Origin of the sequence: Pseudomonas sp. HY7a-MNA-CIBAN-0227, from assembly GCF_040310325.1 — a bacterium.
Lineage (GTDB): Bacteria > Pseudomonadota > Gammaproteobacteria > Pseudomonadales > Pseudomonadaceae > Aquipseudomonas.
Genome location: NZ_JBEOPT010000010.1, coordinates 46,718 through 66,319 on the forward strand (window position 1 = coordinate 46,718; position 19,602 = coordinate 66,319).

The 19,602-nt window shown below is 57.8% G+C and carries 20 protein-coding genes; 7 read left to right on the forward strand and 13 right to left on the reverse strand.

The window, feature by feature from the left end:
* Nucleotides 1-4: 4 nt before the first annotated feature.
* Nucleotides 5-946 carry a fatty acid desaturase gene (locus AAEZ06_RS17525; RefSeq protein ID WP_350615486.1) on the reverse strand — a complete coding sequence of 314 codons (942 nt, stop codon included), beginning with the start codon at nt 944-946 and terminating at the stop codon, nt 5-7.
* A 360-nt stretch (nt 947-1,306) separates the two neighbouring features.
* Here AAEZ06_RS17525 and AAEZ06_RS17530 point away from each other — a divergent pair, with 360 nt between their 5' ends.
* Nucleotides 1,307-1,744, forward strand: coding sequence for a GNAT family N-acetyltransferase (locus AAEZ06_RS17530; RefSeq protein ID WP_350615379.1), 438 nt, complete (start codon nt 1,307-1,309; stop codon nt 1,742-1,744).
* Between the two features lie 118 nt (nt 1,745-1,862).
* On the opposite strand, the gene def is transcribed toward AAEZ06_RS17530, so the two are convergent.
* The 3 genes from def to AAEZ06_RS17545 form a co-directional block, all read right to left on the reverse strand.
* Nucleotides 1,863-2,402, reverse strand: coding sequence for a peptide deformylase (gene def / locus AAEZ06_RS17535; RefSeq protein WP_350615381.1), 540 nt, complete (start codon nt 2,400-2,402; stop codon nt 1,863-1,865).
* On the reverse strand, nt 2,392-3,345 hold the full coding sequence (locus AAEZ06_RS17540; RefSeq protein WP_149413796.1) for a YihY/virulence factor BrkB family protein: 954 nt from the start codon (nt 3,343-3,345) through the stop codon (nt 2,392-2,394). Before AAEZ06_RS17540 ends, def begins: the two co-directional genes overlap by 11 nt.
* Before the next feature lie 175 nt (nt 3,346-3,520).
* The gene (locus AAEZ06_RS17545) at nt 3,521-3,712 is read right to left on the reverse strand and encodes a CsbD family protein (RefSeq protein ID WP_149413795.1); all 192 of its coding nucleotides are present in this window, start codon (nt 3,710-3,712) and stop codon (nt 3,521-3,523) included.
* 199 nt (nt 3,713-3,911) lie between these two features.
* Here AAEZ06_RS17545 and AAEZ06_RS17550 point away from each other — a divergent pair, with 199 nt between their 5' ends.
* A complete protein-coding gene (locus tag AAEZ06_RS17550; RefSeq protein ID WP_149413794.1) occupies nt 3,912-4,289 on the forward strand; it encodes a hypothetical protein in 378 nt (125 codons plus the stop codon).
* Between the two features lie 88 nt (nt 4,290-4,377).
* Here the strand turns inward: AAEZ06_RS17550 and fadD1 are convergent, their stop codons facing one another.
* Together fadD1 and fadD2 are read right to left on the reverse strand one after the other, a co-directional pair.
* Nucleotides 4,378-6,069: a long-chain-fatty-acid--CoA ligase FadD1 gene (gene fadD1, locus AAEZ06_RS17555; RefSeq protein ID WP_149413793.1), complete on the reverse strand. Its 1,692-nt coding sequence runs from the start codon at nt 6,067-6,069 to the stop codon at nt 4,378-4,380.
* Nucleotides 6,070-6,400: 331 nt separating this feature from the next.
* Nucleotides 6,401-8,089 (reverse strand): long-chain-fatty-acid--CoA ligase FadD2, encoded by a 1,689-nt coding sequence (gene fadD2 / locus AAEZ06_RS17560; RefSeq protein ID WP_350615385.1) that lies wholly within the window; start codon nt 8,087-8,089, stop codon nt 6,401-6,403.
* Nucleotides 8,090-8,299: 210 nt separating this feature from the next.
* Between fadD2 and AAEZ06_RS17565 the strand changes: the two genes are divergently transcribed.
* Entirely contained in the window at nt 8,300-9,244 is a 945-nt protein-coding gene (locus tag AAEZ06_RS17565) for an alpha/beta hydrolase (protein ID WP_149413791.1), read from the forward strand.
* 59 nt (nt 9,245-9,303) lie between these two features.
* Nucleotides 9,304-9,774 carry a MaoC family dehydratase gene (locus AAEZ06_RS17570; protein WP_149413790.1) on the forward strand — a complete coding sequence of 157 codons (471 nt, stop codon included), beginning with the start codon at nt 9,304-9,306 and terminating at the stop codon, nt 9,772-9,774.
* 60 nt (nt 9,775-9,834) lie between these two features.
* Here the strand turns inward: AAEZ06_RS17570 and AAEZ06_RS17575 are convergent, their stop codons facing one another.
* Complete coding sequence (locus tag AAEZ06_RS17575; protein WP_350615388.1) at nt 9,835-10,302, reverse strand: ferritin-like domain-containing protein; 468 nt, start codon at nt 10,300-10,302, stop codon at nt 9,835-9,837.
* A gap of 203 nt (nt 10,303-10,505) precedes the next feature.
* Here AAEZ06_RS17575 and AAEZ06_RS17580 point away from each other — a divergent pair, with 203 nt between their 5' ends.
* Nucleotides 10,506-10,742, forward strand: coding sequence for a DUF3820 family protein (locus AAEZ06_RS17580; RefSeq protein WP_017340422.1), 237 nt, complete (start codon nt 10,506-10,508; stop codon nt 10,740-10,742).
* A 12-nt stretch (nt 10,743-10,754) separates the two neighbouring features.
* The gene (locus AAEZ06_RS17585; RefSeq protein WP_350615390.1) at nt 10,755-11,945 is read left to right on the forward strand and encodes an aminotransferase class V-fold PLP-dependent enzyme; all 1,191 of its coding nucleotides are present in this window, start codon (nt 10,755-10,757) and stop codon (nt 11,943-11,945) included.
* A gap of 87 nt (nt 11,946-12,032) precedes the next feature.
* On the opposite strand, the gene AAEZ06_RS17590 is transcribed toward AAEZ06_RS17585, so the two are convergent.
* The 3 genes from AAEZ06_RS17590 to zwf are packed head-to-tail and all read right to left on the reverse strand — an operon-like array spanning nt 12,033 to nt 14,882.
* A complete protein-coding gene (locus AAEZ06_RS17590; protein WP_350615392.1) occupies nt 12,033-12,698 on the reverse strand; it encodes a bifunctional 4-hydroxy-2-oxoglutarate aldolase/2-dehydro-3-deoxy-phosphogluconate aldolase in 666 nt (221 codons plus the stop codon).
* A gap of 17 nt (nt 12,699-12,715) precedes the next feature.
* The gene (gene pgl / locus AAEZ06_RS17595) at nt 12,716-13,429 is read right to left on the reverse strand and encodes a 6-phosphogluconolactonase (protein ID WP_149413787.1); all 714 of its coding nucleotides are present in this window, start codon (nt 13,427-13,429) and stop codon (nt 12,716-12,718) included.
* Nucleotides 13,416-14,882, reverse strand: a complete 1,467-nt coding sequence (zwf, locus tag AAEZ06_RS17600; protein WP_149413786.1) for a glucose-6-phosphate dehydrogenase — start codon at nt 14,880-14,882, stop codon at nt 13,416-13,418. Before zwf ends, pgl begins: the two co-directional genes overlap by 14 nt.
* A gap of 219 nt (nt 14,883-15,101) precedes the next feature.
* Between zwf and AAEZ06_RS17605 the strand changes: the two genes are divergently transcribed.
* Nucleotides 15,102-15,962 (forward strand): MurR/RpiR family transcriptional regulator, encoded by an 861-nt coding sequence (locus AAEZ06_RS17605; protein ID WP_178114508.1) that lies wholly within the window; start codon nt 15,102-15,104, stop codon nt 15,960-15,962.
* Between the two features lie 79 nt (nt 15,963-16,041).
* On the opposite strand, the gene AAEZ06_RS17610 is transcribed toward AAEZ06_RS17605, so the two are convergent.
* The 3 genes from AAEZ06_RS17610 to AAEZ06_RS17620 form a co-directional block, all read right to left on the reverse strand.
* Complete coding sequence (locus tag AAEZ06_RS17610; RefSeq protein ID WP_350615395.1) at nt 16,042-16,890, reverse strand: D-hexose-6-phosphate mutarotase; 849 nt, start codon at nt 16,888-16,890, stop codon at nt 16,042-16,044.
* 102 nt (nt 16,891-16,992) lie between these two features.
* Nucleotides 16,993-18,342, reverse strand: coding sequence for a carbohydrate porin (locus tag AAEZ06_RS17615; protein WP_149413784.1), 1,350 nt, complete (start codon nt 18,340-18,342; stop codon nt 16,993-16,995).
* A gap of 97 nt (nt 18,343-18,439) precedes the next feature.
* On the reverse strand, nt 18,440-19,600 hold the full coding sequence (locus AAEZ06_RS17620; protein WP_149413783.1) for an ABC transporter ATP-binding protein: 1,161 nt from the start codon (nt 19,598-19,600) through the stop codon (nt 18,440-18,442).
* Between the last annotated feature and the right edge of the window lie 2 nt (nt 19,601-19,602).

Genomic DNA, 19,602 nt, shown 5'->3' on the forward strand with positions numbered 1-19,602 from the left:
CTCTTCAAACAAAGGGATGCCGTGGGCTGTCGATGGCCTTGAGTCCGTGGCGGCCGATCAACCGACCATAACCCTGCACCACAAAACCGTCACTGCGAGCCTGCCATTGTTCGCGGCGCGCACGGTAGACCCTCGGCAGGAAATACCACGGCAGTTTCGGCACGTCGTGGTGTACCAGATGCAGATTGAGGTTGAGGAACAACCAGGTCCAGGGCCACCCGGCTTCGTTGATCACCGTGCGCTGTTCGGGTTGCGGGTGCGGGCGGTGTTCGTAGTAGGAACGGATCATCGCCACCGACAAGGCCGGCACGCTGACCAGCGCCAGGTAATGCCATACCGGCAGCGCGCTGTAGCGGGCGATGAAGGCCAGCATCAGCAGGGTCAGAGTGCCGTGGGTCAGCCACATCAACCAGGCCTGGCGCTGGCCTTGACGCAAGCGCTGCAACGCTTCCCACCCCAACGCCCACAAGGCCAGGGGCGCGCCCAGCAGGAAACGTCCGACGATGGTTTTGTTAAGCCAATGCAGCCCGCGTTCGAAACGGGAACTGCCTGCCCATTGTTGCTGGTTGAGGTAGCGGCTTTCCGGGTCGAGGCCGGGAATGGTCAAGTCTTCGTCGCGGTGGTGCAACAGGTGGCTGTCGCGGTACAGGGTGTAGGGATACCAGACCGCCAGGGGCGCGTAGCCGAGAACTTTGTTCAGGGTATTGAAGCGGGTGGGATGGCCATGCAGCAGTTCGTGTTGCAGGGACAGCCAGAGCACCACAATCGGGATCAACAAGGCGGTGCTCAACCACAAGCCGAGCCAGGAGCTGGCGAGAATCACCACGATCCAGCTGGCATAGACGCCGATCAGTAACAGCCAGGTAGGCCATTCCGTGCGGGCGGTGAAGCTTTGCTCCAGGGCTTCGATTTCCTGGCGTTGGGTTTCATCGAGGTAATTGGACATCGGCGGGCTCAGGGCAGGCTGGGCCGACGAAAAAGTCGGCTTCATCCTGCTCTGTGCAATGAGACGGGGAAATCTTGCAGATCGTTTGGTGCTTAGCTTAGAAGCAGATGTTGCGGTGACTACCGAGAATCAATGCCCAAACAAACCCGCTTCGGATTTTTTGGTTTTCTTGTCGGCGCGTTTTTCATCGGCGGTCTTTGCCGGTTTTTTCTTCGCGGCTTTCTTTGAATCCATGCCTTTGGCCATGATGCGTGCTCCACTTACAGGGGATGTAACAAGGGGTATAACACCTATTGCCCGACAGAAGGTGCTTTGCCCGACTTATAATCCCCGGCCCACGATCACGGCTGTCAAAAAACCATGCCTGAGTTGCATATTGATCTGCTGGCAGAGCCTTTATGGCCGCTGCTGAACAAGTTTTACCGCAGCCACAATTCGCCGATGAAAGCCGTCAAGGGCGGGCAATTGTGGGTGGCTCGGCACAGCGAGATTGTCGCCGGATTGTGCTTGAGCCCTGTGGTCGGCGGGCAATGGCTGACCGGGCTGTTTGTCGAGCCGTTGTGCCGTAGGCAGGGGCTCGCGGCGCGACTAATTCGTGAGGCCGTTGCGCCGGTCGAAGGCACCGTTTGGCTATTCTGCCATCCGGAGCTTAAAGGGTTTTATCAGGGGATCGGGTTTACTCAGGAAACAGTGCTGCCGCAGTCTCTGGCGGAACGACTGGCGCGCTACAAACGCAACAAGCCAATGATCGCCATGGGCTTGGAACCGTTGGAGAGGTCGACCGACGATAATGTGTGATCGGCGGTTGTGAGCTGCTGCGACCGATGCGCATAGATATCTACACATCTTGAAGACAGCAACTGACGCAGTTGTCGAGCCCCAGCGAGGCTACGTTGGCCGCACCGTGTGAGCCGGATCACTCATCGGCAGTAGGATCCATATCCGGAAACATCACATCAATAAATCCAAACTTGCTGAAGTCGGTGATCCGCGACGGGTACAACCGACCGATCAGGTGATCGCACTCATGCTGCACCACCCGCGCATGAAAGCCGTCGGCAATGCGCACAATCGGCTCGCCCTTGGGATCAAAGCCTTCGTAGCGAATCTGTTGATAGCGGTCCACCGCGCCGCGCAAGCCAGGCACCGACAGGCAACCTTCATAACCCTCTTCCAGCACCGGGCTTAGCGGCGTGATCAGCGGGTTGATCAGAATGGTCTGAGGCACCGCCGGGGCATCCGGGTAGCGCTCGCTGCTCTCGAAACCAAAGATTACCAGTTGCAGGTCGACGCCAATCTGCGGTGCGGCCAGGCCCACGCCGCCAACGTGCTCCATGGTCTGGAACATGTCGTCGATCAACTGCCACAACTCAGGGCTGTCGAACATTTCCAGCGGGACCGGTGGCGCGATACGCAGCAGGCGCTCGTCGCCCATTTTCAGGATTTCACGAATCATGTTCAGGCTTCGTTGGTAGTGGGTGCGAATGGTCCCGGCCAAGGCCCGAGACGTGCTGTTTTTCATCGTGTTCGCCGAAGTCCTTTTCACCAGGAGCCTTGCCTTCGGTGGACATGTGCTCGATCACCGCATTCATCTCTGCGCCGAGCAACAGCACGGCCGCTGAAATGTAGAAGTACAGGAGCAAGACGATGATCGCGCCGATACTGCCATACATGGCGTTGTAGTCGGCAAAGGTTTTGACGTAATAGCCAAAGCCCAGGGACGCGATGATCCACACCACCACCGCCAGCACGGAACCTGGGGTGATAAAGCGGAATTTCTGTTTCACGTCGGGCATCACGTAGTACATCAACGCCACAGCGAACATCAGCAAGATTACGATCAATGGCCAGCGCAGGATGGTCCACAAGGTGACCACGAATTCCTGCATGCCGATCTGCATCGCCAGCCATTCCATCACTTGCGGCCCGAGGACCATCAGCGCGGCTGCGGCCAGCAACATGCCGGCGATGCCCACGGTGTAGAAAATCGACAGGGGGAAACGCTTCCAGATCGGCCGGCCTTCGACCACGTCGTAGGCGGCGTTCATTGCACTCATCATCAGGCGCACGCCCGCAGAGGCCGTCCACAGCGCAATGACGATACCCACCGACAGCAAGCCGCCCTTGGATTGCTGCAACTGGTCAATCACCGGGTTGACCTGCTCCAGGGCCTGGGGCGGCAATACCAACTCCGACTGCAGGCGCAGCCAGGTAAAAAAGTCCGGCAGGTGCAGGAAACCGATCAGCGCAATGAGGAACAGCAAGAAAGGAAACAGCGAGAACAGCATCTGGTAGGCCAGTGCCGAGGCGTAGGTAGGCATCTCGTCATCGACGAACTCGGTGATGGTGCGCATCAGCACGCGATGCAGCGGCAGATCTTTTAATACTGGAAAAATCATAGCGTCTCCTTTCGCCGCAAAAGGTTGAGTTCGTGGGCGACTCAGGGGCCGTTTTCTACATCAAAGTAGCCTATTTGGCGACATTGAAACAATTTCGAAACTTTAATCACTGCGTGTGACACAAAAACGGCCATCCGTAGATGGCCGCCTCGCTGCTCAAGTGCAGTCAACCGGGTCAGGCTTTATCGATGGTTTTCTTTACCGCATCCTTGGCCTTGCCGACGGCTTGCTGAGCTTCGCCTTTCTTTTCCTGAACCTTGCCTTCGACCTGCAACTTATCGTTGTCAGTAGCGTTACCGACACCTTGCTTAATGTTGCCGATGGCTTCGTTCGCCAAACCTTTTGCCTTATCCGCTGTGCTGCCCATGGTATTACTCCTGTGAACATTCAAGGGTTTTGGTCATTACGCAAGGGTTGACCCTGGGCCTTTGTGCAGAGTTTCAATTATTTTTACCCAGGCATTTCATCGCACTGCACAGGTTTGGCTTTATGTTTTGCGGCCAACCCACGAGAATGCCCGGCACATTCAGGCTCAAACGCTGAATAATAGATCCCGTAGGAAGGTTATGAAACTCAATAAAACACAGGCCATCGCCCGCAGAAACCTGGAACTGGGCGGTGCCGTGCTCGGCGTCAACAACTGCCACTTCACCGACCTGGACCGCAAACGCAACATCTGGTGGTTCGACCTGCCGGTGGGCCGTATTGCCGTGGGCCAGTACGAGTGGATTCATTTGTTGATGCACAACGCAGACAGCGACCAGTTGCTGCACTTGAAAGTGCCGACGGCGTTCCTGCGTGAAAAGCTTGAAGGGTTGGTGGTGCGCAATGCTGGCAAGCGCAAGCCGGAGATTACCCTGGAGCTGAGCGCCGACAAGGATTCGTTCCTGAAAGATGTACGCCCGGCAGGTGCCGGTGTGAGCTTTACGCAATTCATGTTCTGACACTGATCGTCCCCACGCAGACCAGAGCGCAGGAACGATCACTCAACAAAAAGCCCCGCAAATGCGGGGCTTTTTGTTGGATGGCGTGTTACTTCTTCATACCCAGTTTCTTCAGTTCTTCATCGCGCAACTCTCGTCGCAGGATCTTGCCAACGTTGGTGGTCGGCAATGCATCGCGGAACTCCACGGCCTTGGGCACCTTGTAGCCGGTGACGTTGGCGCGCATGTGCTCCATCACCTGTTCTTTGGTCAGGGTGGCGCCCGGCTTGACCACGATGAAGATCTTGATGATCTCTCCGGACTTCTCGTCCGGCACACCGATGGCCGCGCATTGCAGCACGCCCGGCAGGCCGGCCAGTACGTCTTCCAGTTCGTTGGGGTAGACGTTGAAACCAGAGACCAGAATCATGTCCTTCTTGCGGTCGACGATGCGCATGTAGCCGTCTGGCTGGATAATCGCGATGTCACCGGTCTTCAACCAGCCTTCGCTGTCAAGGACTTCGGCGGTGGCGTCCGGGCGCTGCCAGTAGCCTTTCATCACTTGCGGGCCCTTGACGCACAGCTCGCCGATTTCCCCCAGGGCCAACTCCACGCCGTCATCGGTGATGATCTTGCACAAGGTCGATGGCACCGGAATACCGATGGTGCCAATCTGGATGTGCTGGATCGGATTGACGGTGGCCACCGGGCTGGTTTCGGTCATGCCGTAGCCTTCGCAGATGGAGCAGCCGGTGACCGCTTTCCAACGCTCGGCCGCCGCCAGTTGCAGGGCCATGCCTCCGGACAGGGTGACTTTCAGCGCAGAGAAGTCCAGCTTGCGGAAACCTTCGTTGTTGCACAAGGCAACAAACAGTGTGTTCAGGCCGACAAAGCCACTGAACTTCCACTTAGACAACTCCTTGACCATCGCCGGCAGGTCTCGCGGGTTGCTGATCAGGATGTTGTGGTTGCCGATCAGCATCATTGCCATACAATGAAAGGTGAAGGCATAGATGTGGTACAGCGGCAGCGGCGTGATCAGTATCTCGCAACCTTCGTTGAGGTTGGAACCCATCAGCGCCTTGCACTGCAGCATGTTGGACACCAGGTTGCGGTGCGTCAGCATCGCGCCCTTGGCCACGCCGGTGGTGCCGCCGGTGTATTGCAGCACCGCCACGTCGTCGCTGGTGGGGCTGACTTCGGTGACCGGCTGGCCGTACCCCTTGGCCAGCACGTCGTTGAACTTGATCGCCTTGGGCAAGTGATAAGCCGGGACCATTTTCTTCACATACTTGATGACGCTGTTGATCAGCAGCCGCTTGAGCGGCGGCAACAGGTCAGCCACTTCGGTAACGATCACATGCTTGACGGAAGTTTTGGGCACCACGTTTTCTGCCAAGTGCGCCATATTGGCCAGGCAGACCAGGGCCTTGGCCCCGGAGTCGTTGAACTGGTGTTCCATTTCCCGCGCGGTGTACAGCGGGTTGGTATTGACCACGATCAGGCCGGCACGGATAGCACCAAATACGGCGACCGGGTATTGCAAAACGTTAGGCAGTTGCACAGCGATTCGATCACCGGGCTGCAAGTCGGTATGCTGTTGCAGGTACGCGGCAAACGCTCCGGACAGCTCGTACAACTCACCGTAGGTGATTGTCTTGCCCAGGTTGCTGAAAGCCGGTTTGTTGGCGAAGCGCTGGCAGGACTGTTTCAGTACCGCCTGAATATTTGGATACTCGTCTGGATTGATCTCTGTAGCAATCCCGGCGGGGTACTTATCCTTCCAAAAGTCTTCGTTCATGGAAGCCCACTCCTCAGCGACGCGAATTCATCATCGCATTTGATGCGATTATTATTTGTTTGTATTTTTTAGGGTGAGTCTGGCTGTTTCAAGCAGGCCGAGAGGTCACAAAGCGCGCCGAGAGTAGCAGCTTTGCCAAGGGCCGCCTAGAGCCAAAAGTAGGCCCTACAGTCATAACCATGACTCAAGAATATCTAATGGTCACTTTTAGAGCAAAGATTCTATAACCCGAGAAAAGGCTCTGGAATGGGGCTTTCCCAGCCTCAAGAGCTGACGCGGAGCGTCCAAAGCGGCATTCCCACGCAGAGCGTGGGAATGATCTGACTTCTATCTAGGCGATATCGCGAAGCTCTCTGCGCAAGATCTTACCTACTGGTGTCATCGGCAACGACTCACGCAATACAATCTGTTTGGGCACCTTGTAGCCAGTGAAGTTGGCCTTGCAGTAGCTCTTCAGCTCTTCAAGGCTGACGCCTTGGGCGCGAGCCACCACAAACAGCTTCACCGCCTCCCCGGTGCGCTCGTCTGGCACCCCGATCACCGCACAACTGGCGACGTTTGGATGGGCCATGACCACGTCTTCGATTTCATTGGGGTAGACGTTAAAGCCCGAAACAATGATCAGGTCCTTCTTGCGATCGACGATGCGCACAAAGCCGTCGGGGTCGATCACTGCAATGTCGCCGGTCTTGAGCCAGCCTTCGGCGTCCAGGGTCTCGGCGGTGGCGGCTGGCTGCTGCCAGTAGCCCTTCATCACTTGCGGACCTTTCACACAGAGTTCTCCGCGCTCTCCTAATGGCAACTCCACGCCTTCATCATCAATGACTTTCATCGCCGTGCCCGGCACGGGAATGCCGACCGTACCCAGCCGTGACTTGTTGCCATAGGGGTTGGTACTGGCCACCGGCGAGGTCTCTGTCAGCCCATAACCCTCGCCAATAGCGCAGCCGGTGAGTTGCTGCCAACGTTCGGCGGTGGCCTTGACCAATGCGGTGCCGCCGGAGTTGGTGAGCTTGAGATGGGAAAAGTCCACGTTCTTGAAATCAGGGTGATCCATCAGCGCCACAAACAACGTGTTGAGCCCCAGCAGCCCGGAAAAGCGCCACTTTTTCAGCTCCTTGATAAAGCCGCCAATGTCTCGGGGGTTGGTGATCAGTACGTTGTGGTTGCCGGAAACCATCATGCACATGCAGTTCGCGGTGAAGGCATAGATATGGTACAGCGGCAGCGGCGCGATCATCACCTCCTGCCCCTCCTTGATCAGCGGATGGCCGTCGTCACCGATTTGCGACATGCAGGCGCGCACCTGCTGCATGTTCGCCACCAGGTTGCCGTGGGTAAGCATCGCGCCCTTGGCCAGGCCGGTGGTACCGCCGGTGTATTGCAGCACGGCGATGTCGTCGAGGGTCACCGGGTGAAGGGTGATCGACAGGCCAGCGCCCATGCGCAGCGCGCGCTTGAACGAGACGGCCTGGGGCAGGCTGTAGGCCGGGACCATTTTCTTCACTTTGTCGACCACGGTGTTGATCAGCCAGCCCTTGACGGCGGGCATCAGGTCGCCCATTTTCGCTTCGATCAGGTATTCGATCTCGGTATCGGCGGCGACTTCCTGGACCCGCGAGCCGAACAGATTGAGGTAAACCAGGGCGCGAATGCCGGCATCCTTGAACTGATGACGCATTTCCCGTGGCGTGTACAACGGGTTGGTATTGACCACGATCAGGCCGGCACGCAAGGCGCCGAACACGGCAATCGGGTATTGCAGGACGTTGGGCATCTGCACCGCAATGCGATCGCCCGGCTTGAGGTCGGTGTGCTGTTGCAGGTAACCGGCGAACGCCGCACTCTGGCGCTCAAGCTCGGCGTAAGTCAGGGTGATACCCATGTTGCTGAACGCCGGACGATCGGCAAAGGTCTTGCAGGAACGCTCGAAAACTTCGATCACCGACTTGTAGACGCTAAGGTCGATGTCGGTGGGAACGCCCGCCGGGCGTTTGTCATTCCAGAAATCAGGTTGCATTATTCTTGTCCTTTTACCTGAGTGTGCCCGACCGCTTACTGCTGATTATGGAAAGCGGAGCTTTGGGGACGTTAGCAGCTATGGCCAAACAGGCAAATACACAAAGTCATGTCATTGATTGTATGAATCTTGTCCCTGAGGCCTGGGCTGATCAGACGCCTGCCCACGGATGAGCTATACACTGCAACGACACCGAGCAAAGGAAGCGCCATGAACCACACCACTTTCTGGCTGACCGCGAATGACCGCAGCCGCCTGTACGTCAACCAGTGGCTCCCGGACGGGCCGCCCAAGGCGTTGATCATGTTGGCCCACGGCATGGCCGAGCACGGTGGTCGCTACACCCGCCTGGCCCAGGAACTGTGTGACGCCGGTTATGGGTTGTACGCCCCCGACCAGCGTGGTCATGGCCGGACCGCCGACGAAGGCACCCTCGGGCTGTTTGCCGAGAAGGATGGCTGGAACAAAGTGGTGGGCGACCTGGCCAGCCTCAACCAGCACATCGGCCAGCAAGCGCCTGGGGTGCCAATCATTCTGCTGGGCCACAGCATGGGCAGCTATATCGCCCAAGCCTATCTTTTGCACCACAGCGCCAGCCTGCATGGAGCGATTCTCAGTGGCTCGAATTTCCAGCCAGTGTCGCTATACCGCGCCGCGCGTGTGATCGCCCGCGCCGAACGCCTGCGCCAAGGCCTGAGGGGCCGTAGCGCACTGATCGAGTTTCTGTCGTTCGGCTCTTTCAACAAGGCTTTCAAGCCCAATCGCACCGCGTTCGACTGGCTCAGCCGCGCCCCGGACGAAGTCGACAAGTACGTCAACGACCCGCTTTGCGGCTTCCGATGCACCAACCAGCTATGGATCGACCTGCTGGGCGGCTTGCAGCAAATCAGCAAAGCGTCCAATCTCGCTCAAATCGATCCGGGCCTGCCGATCTTGGTGATGGGCGGTGAATGTGATCCAGTCAGTGAAGGCAAGCGTCTCAAGAACCTGGCCCACGCCCTGCGTGAAGCCGGCTGCCAGAACCTGCAGCTGAATATTTACCCGCAGGCGCGCCACGAATTATTCAACGAAACCAACCGTGACGCAGTCACAGCCGATGTTCTGGTGTGGCTGACCCAGGCCGTGAACCATCGTCGGCCTGCGCGATGCGAATAACTATTTCGTTTAAAATCAACGCATTAAGATTACTGATTAGCCACAGGATGCACCAATAGATGACCCAGGTTACCAACACTCCGTACGAAGCTCTCGAAGTCGGCCAGACCGCCAGCTACAGCAAAACCGTTGAAGAGCGCGATATCCAGCTGTTCGCGGCGATGTCTGGCGACCACAACCCGGTGCACCTGGACGCCGAATTTGCCAAGGCAACCATATTCAAGGAGCGTATCGCCCACGGCATGTTCAGCGGTGCTCTGATCAGCGCGGCGGTGGCATGTGAGTTGCCTGGTCCCGGCACTATCTATATCGGGCAGCAAATGACCTTCCAGAAGCCGGTGAAAATCGGCGATACCCTGACCGTGCGTCTGGAAATTCTCGAAAAGCTGCCCAAGTTCCGGGTGCGCATTGCAACCCAAGTGTTTAACCAAAGGGATGAGTTGGTAGTGGATGGCGAAGCGGAGATTCTCGCGCCGCGCAAGCAGCAGACGGTGACATTGACTCAGTTGCCGGCAATCAGCATCGGCTGATTATCGCCCACCCATGAAAAACCCCGCATTTGCGGGGTTTTTTTATCACTCAAACACGACTCAAGACTGAGCGCGCGCCTGGTTACGCAGGACTTTTACCTGATCGTGATTGCGTTGCACGCCATGGAACTGCCGTTCAACCAGATCACGAATGCCCAGCAAGTTATGTTTGTTGATTTTCTCGATGGCCTCTTTATAGGCCTTCAGTGCATGGTCTTCACCGCGCTCGGCTTCGTTCAACACGGCCTCTTCATCCTTGCCGGTCACCAGAGACTTCACGTCGACCCAGCCGCGATGCAAGGCGCCGCTGACGCTACCGGAGTCTTGCGGATCACCACCCAAGGCACGCACGGCGCTCTGCAATTCAGTAGCAGCGGTGGCGCAATCGGCAGAGCGCTTTTGAAACAGCGCTTTGAGTTCTGGATGCTTGATGTCTTCGACGCAGGTCTTGAAGCCTTCCTGGCCGTCTTTGCTGGTTTCGATCAGGTCATTGAGAACGGAGATCGATTCTTTGTTGATGTCAGTCATTTTTCAATTCCTTCCCGGGTTAAGACGCTTGCCTTAGTGACTGCAGTGCCCGTGCCAGCTTTTAAAAACTAAATAATCTTTACTTTTCATATATTTACAGATTATCAAAAAACTGTATCCGCTTTATTTGCATGATCTGTCATTTGGCCTTCATGCAGAATGCCTGTATTTTCCAAGGTATCGACCTGATTGCCTGAAGCCCCATGAATCCTGAAAAACTCGAACTGCTGATTACCCGCCAAATGCCCTTCGGCAAGTACAAGGGCCGAATCATCGCCGACTTGCCTGGCCAATACCTGAACTGGTTCGCCCGTGAAGGTTTCCCTCACGGCGAGCTCGGAGGTTTGCTGGCGCTGATGCAGGAAATCGACCACAACGGCCTGTCCGAATTGCTGGAGCCGCTACGCGCCAAACACGGCAAGCCCGCCCCTCGTCATTAAAGGAGCCCGACCATGCAACGGAACGCAGACAGCACCCGCGACGAACTTCACTGGCAGGCCATCGCTCAGCGCTATGACCTGGAGCCCGGCCCCATCAACCTGGAAAACGGTTACTTCGGGCGCATGAGCAGTGCGGTACTTGACCAGTATCAGAACAATGTTGCCTTCATCAATCGCAGCAATTCGATCTATGTGCGCCAACATTACGAGCAGGGCGAAAACGTCGAGGTTCGTGACCAGTTGGCGCACTTGTTGGACGCCGATCCCGAAGCCATCGCCCTCACCCGTTGCGCCTCCGATGCGTTGCAATCGCTGATCCGCAATTACAACCGCTTGCAGCCGGGCGACCAGGTGCTGATCAGCGACCTGGAATACGACACCGTCAAAGGCGCCATGCGCTGGCTGGCGCGCCATCGTGGGGTGGAAGTGGTCGAGATTGCCCATGCGCATCCGGCCAGCGTCGATAGCCTGGTGCAGACCTACCGCGATGCCTTTGCACGTTACCCACGCCTAAAATTGCTGGCCCTGACCTATGTCACCCACCGCACCGGGCTGGTGATGCCGGTCGAAGCGATTGCCACAGCAGCCAGGGAACACGGCGTTGATGTCATCCTCGACGGCGCCCACGCCCTGGGCCAGATCGAATTCAACCTGGCACAGCTGGGCATCGCCTTTGCAGGCTTCAACCTGCACAAATGGATCGGCGCGCCGTTGACCCTGGGTTTTATCTATATCGACCCGCGGCGGTTGGCGGACATTGATCCAGACATGGGCGAGTTTCACTACCCGACCACCGATGTACGCGCCCGCACGCCCTACAGCACGCCGAATATTCCAGCGCTGATGACCTTGCCACTGGTATTCGAAGAGCATCGAGCATTGGGTGGCGCCAAGGCCAAGGGTGCCCGCCTCAACTACCTGCGGGATTTGTGGGTGCGTGAGGTGCGGCCATTGCCGGGGGTTGAGGTGCTGACGCCGGATGATCCACGGCTGTATTGCGGCATCACGGCGTTCAAGTTCACCGGGCAGGTGGATCAGCAGGTGATGGTGGATCGGCTCTTGAATGAGTACAACCTGTTCACCACAACCCGCACCGGGGCGGCATTTGGCAGTTGTATTCGGGTGACGCCGGGGTTTGTGACTTCAGCAACGGACATCGGTGTTCTGGTTAAGGCGATTACCGAGTTGAGCCGTTGCTCGTGACTTTCACCAGACAAAAAAAAACGGTGCACCGACCAAGGGCACCGCAAAAAACCGTAGAACACAGCAACAACGATTCGGTAAATCCAATCAGTCCAGCAGCGCCAAGGCCTCGGCGGTGCATTCCTGAATGCGAGCCCAGTCGCCGTTCTTGATCCACTCGGGGTCAAGCATCCAGCTACCGCCCACGCACATCACGTTTTTCAACGCCATGTAGCTCTTGATATTGGCCGGGCCTACGCCGCCAGTCGGGCAGAATTTCACTTCGCCGAACGGACCGCCAAGGGCCTTGATGGCGGCGACGCCACCGCTCACTTCCGCCGGGAACAGCTTGAAGCGGCGATAACCCAGGCCGTAGCCTTCCATGATGCCGGAGGCGTTACTGATGCCTGGCAACAGCGGAATCGGGCTGTCGACTGAAGCCTCCAGAAGGTCACGGGTAATGCCGGGGGTGACGATAAACTGCGAACCGGCAGCTTCAGCCGCCGCCAGCATGGAGCGATCCAGCACAGTGCCGGCGCCGGTCATTAGCTCCGGGCGCTGCTCGCGCAGCAGCTGGATGGCCTTGAGGCCAAACTGCGAACGCAGGGTCACTTCCAATGCGGTCAAGCCCCCAGCCGCCAGGGCATCGGCCAACGGCAGGATGTCCTGTTCGCGGGCAATGGTGATCACCGGCAAGATCCGCGCCTTGGCGCAGAGGCTGTCGATCAGGGCAACTTTGTCCGCCATGGAAACGGTGGGTTGAGGGCTTTTCATCGCGGCTGATCCTTGGCTTATGGGCACCAGTAAATCTCTAAAGTAGGTTGCAAAAACGCGCGAACCGGCATGGCAGCGACATCGTCACTGGCCAGCGCTTCGCTCAGGGTGGTCAATTTCGAATTGCCGGAAATCGACAACACGGTGTACTTGGCGGTGGCCAGCAATGCGCGACTCATGGTCAGGCGTTGGTGAGGCACGGTAGGCGCCAGCATCGGCCAGCAACGGCGCGTGCCGTCCACTTTCAATGCTTCGGTCAGGTTCGGGCTGTTGGGGAACAGCGACGCGGTGTGACCGTCATCGCCCATGCCCAACACCAGCACATCAATCCCAGGCAGCTCTGCCAACTGGCGATCAGCCTGCTCGGCGGCGGCCTCCAGGTTAGCCGCGACACTGTACAGGCTCAGAAACTTGGCCTGGGCCGCCGGGCCTTGCAGCAAATACGTCTTCAACAGGCCGGCGTTGCTGTCGGCGTGTTCCACCGGCACCCAGCGCTCGTCGGCCAGGGTAATAACCACCTTGGACCAGTCGAGGCCTTGCTTGGCCAGGTTCTGGAAAAACGCCACCGGGCTGCGGCCACCGGAAACCACCAGGGTCGCCTCGCCACGGGCACTGATGGCCGCGCGCAGTTGCTCGGCCACGTCATTGGCCAAGCCCTCGGCAAGCAGCACCGGGCTGCGGTACTCATGGGCGCTAACGCCCTGAGGCAGTTTCAATTCAGATATCGCCATACCACGACCTCCCATCCCGCGTAATCAGTGCAATGGAGCTCATCGGCCCCCAGGAACCCGCCGCATACGGCTTGGGCGCGTCACCGGACTTTTTCCAGCCGGCGATCAACTGGTCACACCACTTCCACGCAGCTTCGATTTCATCTTTACGGACAAACAGGTTCTGATTGCCGCGCATCACTTCCAGCAACAACCGCTCGTAGGCATCGGGAATCCGCGCGCTACGATAGGTGTCGGAAAAATTCAGTTGCAGCGGCCCGCTGCGCAGTTGCATGCCCTTGTCCAGGCCCTGCTCTTTAGTCATCACGCGTAAGGAAATCCCTTCGTCCGGTTGCAGGCGGATGATCAACTTGTTGCTGATCTGCAGGCGCTGCTCGGGGGCGAAGATGTAGTGGGACGGTTCCTTGAAGTGGATAACGATCTGCGACAGCTTCTGCGGCATGCGCTTGCCGGTACGCAAGTAGAACGGCACCCCGGCCCAACGCCAGTTACGGATATCGGCACGCAGAGCGACGAAGGTTTCGGTGTCGCTCTGGGTGTTGGAGTTCTCTTCTTCCAGATAACCCGGCACCGGCTTGCCGGCGCTGTAGCCGGCGATGTACTGGCCACGCACCACCTGGGTGGTCAGACCCTCTGGGCTGATAGGCGCCAGAGCCTTGAGCACTTTGACTTTCTCGTCACGGATGCTGTCGGCGGACAGGTCGGCCGGCGGGTCCATGGCAATCAGGCAGAGCAGTTGCAGCAGGTGGTTCTGGATCATGTCTCGCAGTTGCCCGGCCTTGTCGAAATAACCCCAGCGACCTTCGATACCGACCTTCTCGGCCACGGTGATCTCCACGTGGGAGATGTAGTTCTGGTTCCACTGGGTTTCGAACAGGCTGTTGGCAAAGCGCAGGGCAATGAGGTTTTGGACTGTCTCTTTACCCAGATAATGGTCAATACGGTAGGTGCGATTTTCCGGAAAAAACTGCGCGACGGCGTCGTTAACCTTGCGGGACGAATCCAGGTCCGAGCCGATGGGTTTTTCCATCACCACACGGGTGTTTTCCGAAAGGCCGACCTTGGACAGGTTCTCGCAGATCGCGCCGTACACTGCTGCTGGGGTAGCGAAGTAGGCAATCAGACGCTGCTCGTGACCGGCTTTTTCGGCCAGGGCGACGTAGTCGTCAACCTTCATGAAGTCGACGTGCAGGTAAGTCAGGCGTGCCAGGAAGCGTTGGACGATGCTTTCGTCCAGTTCCTGACCCACATATTTACGTAATTCTTTCTCGATGTAGGCCAGGTGCTGTTGCTCGGAACCGGCTTCACGGGCCAAGGCCAGGATGCGAGTATCGTCGTGCAAGAGCCCGGCACCATCAAGTTGATAGAGGGCAGGAAACAACTTGCGCAGCGCCAGATCACCCAAGGCGCCAAACAGGGCAAAGGTGCAGGGTTCTACGGTTATCGAAGGCATGATGTTTGTTCTTTTATCAAGTTAAGCTACAAATACCTTTTTTTAAGGCATCACTCAAGGAAAAATGTAGTAATAATCACAACATTTTCCCGAATTACTGATTGCAAGTGGTGGTGTTCAACTACCCTCAGTAGGATAGGCCACCGCAAAGGGCCGCTCGTCGATTGGTTGACGACCCTTATTTGCATCGTCGCCCTAAGGAAACACTGAATGGACCGCGTGCGAAATCTCCTGGAACAGATCCAGAAACGCCTCGAAGAATTGAACAAGGCTGAACGTAAAGTCGCCGAGGTCATCCTGCTCAACCCGCAGCAGGCGACCCGCTTCTCTATCGCCGCCCTCGCCCAGGCTGCTTCGGTCAGCGAACCGACGGTCAACCGCTTTTGCCGATCGTTCGGCGTCAGTGGTTACCCTGAACTTAAATTGCAGCTGGCACAAAGTTTGGCCAGTGGCGCCGCGTATGTCAGCCGCGCCGTGGAGCCCGATGACAACCCCGAGGCCTACACCCAGAAGATCTTTGGCAGCGCCATCGCGTCCCTGGACAGCGCCTGCCAGGCCCTGGACCCGAACCTGATCAGCAAAGCTGTAGACCTGCTGATCCAGGCCCGGCAGATTCACTTCTTCGGCCTCGGTGCTTCAGCACCCGTGGCCATGGATGCCCTGCACAAGTTTTTCCGCTTCAACCTGGCGGTGACGGCCCATGCCGATGTGCTGATGCAACGGATGCTCGCCTCGGTGGCCCACACCGGGGAGTTGTTCGTGATCATTTCCTACACCGGCCGCACCCGTGAACTGGTGGAAGTGGCACGCATTGCCCGGGAAAACGGCGCTTCGGTGCTGGGCCTGACTGCCGAGAACTCACCACTGGCGAAGGCCAGCACCCTGAGCCTGAACATTCCGCTGCCGGAAGACACCGACATCTATATGCCGATGACTTCGCGGATCATCCAATTGACGGTACTGGATGTGCTGGCCACCGGCATGACCTTGCGCCGTGGCGTGGATTTCCAGCCGCATTTGCGCAAGATCAAAGAGAGTTTGAATGCCAGCCGGTATCCGGTTGGGGATGAGTTCAACTAGGCCACATCTTTATCGACAGTACTGGCCTCATCGCGGGCAAGCCCGCGATGACAGCATCAGCAACACTGCAGATTCTGGACTAGACTCCCGCCCGCGCCTGCAAACTCAAATGCGCCCTCTCCCCCGGCGCCAGGCTGGTACCGGCCATCGCCGACTCAACGCAGACAAACCCCGCCGCCTCGTTAAAACTCACCCCCAGCAACGGCCGACTGCCCGGATGCCACACCACCGTGTCGGTGCTGTCGCCGGTATCGATGCACAGTTCCCGCTGCCAGGCATGGTCCTTTAGATGCAATTCGCCGTCATGTTGGAACACCCGCTGGCAGCCGCCATCGACCCGCAGTTCACCTTCCTGCTGGCACGTCTGGCGACTTAGTTGATCATAACCCTGCGCGCCATCAAGCCCAGACAGCGCTACCTCGCCGACGTTGCCAATCCGCCAATAAGCGTGCAAAGCGTGGCTCAATTGGCAGGGTAGTTCGTCCTGATGCTCGGTACTCAGGCGTAATTCCAGGCTCTCCCCAAGGTGCGCATGCAGGTCGACCTGCCAATCGCACAACTGCAATTGCCAGTGCAAACGCACGCCATCGTCGTCGGTGCTGCTGCTGTCCAGTAGTTTCCAGTCGATTAATCGTGCCCAGCCATGGGACGGCCAAGCGTTTTCGCTGGGGTGACGGCCATACCACGGCCAACACACCGGCACGCCACCACGGATCGCGCCCACTTGCGGCCACTTGGCCGCGCACCACAGCCAGGGTTTCTGGCCCTTGGGCTGAAAGTGCAGCAATTGTGCGCCCTGGCGACTGAACACCGCCTGGCACAGCGGGTGGTCGATCACCAGCACCTCGCGCATCTGAAAGCGCTCCCACGCAAACACCGGACGTTCGCGCAAGGATGTGAAAAAGCGTTGCAGCGGATGCTCATGCATGTGCCACGGTCCTGAAAATCATCACAACACGTCCCAAAAAAAACGGATAGCCAAAGCTATCCGCAAAATGCGCACAGAGAGAAGGAGCTTATCGCAACAGCGTTAGAACACCGACTGAATTTTCAGGCCAGCGACCAAGGCGTTGTCGACTTTATCCACGCCACCTGGATGCACAACGTATTGCAGGTTGGGACGCACGGTCAGCCAGTTGGTGACGTGGAAGCCGTAGTTGATTTCAGCGTTGTATTCAGTGCTGAGAATCGGCCGGTAGCCCATGTTGTCGTAGTCATCGATACCGTTGACAGCGTTAGCCAACTTGGCGTTCTTCGCAACATCGTCGTTCACGTGGATACGCGCAATACCAATACCCATATCATCCTTCGGACGGGAATCGAACGCGCCTTTGTACACCAGCATCACCGACTGGTAGTTGTCGACAGTGTTGGTGTCCTTGTCATGGAACGTAGCGTTGGCTGCGATGTTCAGGCCGCGCGACGCGTCACCGTTGTGGGTGGTGAGTTGCTGTTGGGCCACGAACCAGTAGCCGTGCTTACTGCTGTGGGTCGCGTAATCCTTGTTGTTCGGGCTTTGCGGAGCACCATTGGCGCCTTCATAGACGTCATTGGCCTCGGCGGTACTCTTGTAGTAACCGACACGGTATTCGCCCGGCAGGTTGTTCACCTTAGGTGACCAAACCAGTTCAACTGGCAAGATGGTGCCTTTGGTACCACTGCCGCTGAGCTTGAAGCCGTTGCCGCTTTCCAGTTGCGACGGGTTCTGGTTGTACGCACCTATCTGTGCGTAGAACTCAGGCGTGATGTTGTACTTCACGCGGATCGCCGCCTGGCTGACCGGCCAGTTGTACCAGATGCTGCCGACCCAGTTACCTACCTGGGAACCGCAGAACGCCAGGTTCTGGAATTCGCACGGGAAGGTGTTGAAGTCTTCGCCTTCGCCGAAGTAACCGGCCTTGACGTCCAGTTTACCGTCGAGGAACTGGTGTTGGACCCACAACTGGGTCAGACGGGTCATCTGCCCACGACCCCAGACTTCCTGGGAAGAACTGAAGGTGCCGGCACGCGGGTCGCCGATACGGTCGTTGGAAATGTTTCGACCATTACGGTGAGTGACCTGGATCTTGGCCTGGGTGTTATCCCAGCCGATCAGTTTTTCCAGGTCCAACGCCACGCCCAGGCCGTACTGGTCAGAATAACGTGCAGTCTTGTCGTCGTTGTAGCCGCCCTTGAGGTTGGCACCTACTTCACCGACGTAGTCCATCTTGATGTCGATACCTTGCTCGATCAGCTTGGTCCGCTCACCACCCCAATCGCCCGTCATCCACTTGGAATCAGCGCTAAACGCATCGTCCGCCATCGCATTAGCAGACAAGACCAGTGCTGCCACACCCGACAATTGGCAGATCAGCCGGGTATTGATGTGTTTCTGTTTCATCCGTACATCCTCGTCTTTATTGTTATTAAACTGTTTTTATCTAACGCGGTTTACATTTTTTATCTAAAACAATGAGTTATCTGCCCTTGCGGTGCTCTTAACGTCCCTTGAACTGGGCGACGTTGTCGGCACGATCCTGTGCGGGCAACGACGCGACAGTACCCAGGCGCTCGCCAGTCTTCGCGTCGAACAGCAACACCTTGGCCGGGTCGAACTGCAGGGTCAGGGTCTCGCCCACCTGTGGCGCCACATCGGGCGCCAGGCGGCAGCAGACCTTACTGTCATTGAGCGTGACAAAGACCAGAGTGTCCGGCCCGGTCGGCTCGGTCACTTGTACCTCGGCACGAATGGTCGGCATGCCCGCCGACTCGCCGGACGCCAGCACGATCTGCTCCGGACGAAGGCCCAGAATGACCTCACGGTCTTCAAGGCCGATGTCGCTCATGCTCATCGGCAATTCACAACGCGCCTGGCCGCTGTCCAGCAGCGCCACCAGGCGGCCATCCTTGCGTTGCAAACGCAGTGGAATGAAGTTCATTGGCGGTGAACCGATAAAGCTGGCGACGAACAGGTTGGCCGGATCGTTGTAGATCTGTTTCGGCGTGCCGAACTGCTGAATGATGCCGTCCTTCATCACCGCCACTTTGTCGCCCAGGGTCATCGCCTCGATCTGATCGTGGGTGACGTAGACGGTGGTAGTTTTCAGACGCTGGTGCATCAGTTTCATTTCGGTGCGCATCTCGACCCGCAGCTTGGCGTCGAGGTTGGACAGCGGTTCGTCAAACAGGTAGATCTTCGGCCGACGGGCCAGCGCGCGGCCCATGGCCACACGCTGTTGCTGACCACCGGACAACTGGCCCGGCTTGCGATTGAGCAAGTGCTCGATCTGCAGCAGCTTGGCGACCCGCGCGACTTCCTCGTCGATGGCCGACTGCGGCATCTTGCGAATTTTCAGACCGAATTCGATGTTCTCGCGCACGCTCATAGTCGGGTACAGCGCGTAGGACTGGAACACCATGGCGATGTCGCGATCCTTGGGGCTCATGCCGCTGACGTCCTGGTCACCAATCATGATCGCGCCGCCGGTGATGTTTTCCAGGCCGGCGATGCAGTTCATCAGCGTCGACTTGCCGCAACCCGAAGGTCCAACAAGAATCAGGAACTCACCTTCCTTGATCGACAGTTCGATGTTCTTCAGGGTGTCGGGCAGGCCGGCGCCGTAAGTCTTGTTTACATTGCGAAGTTCGAGCGTTGCCATGA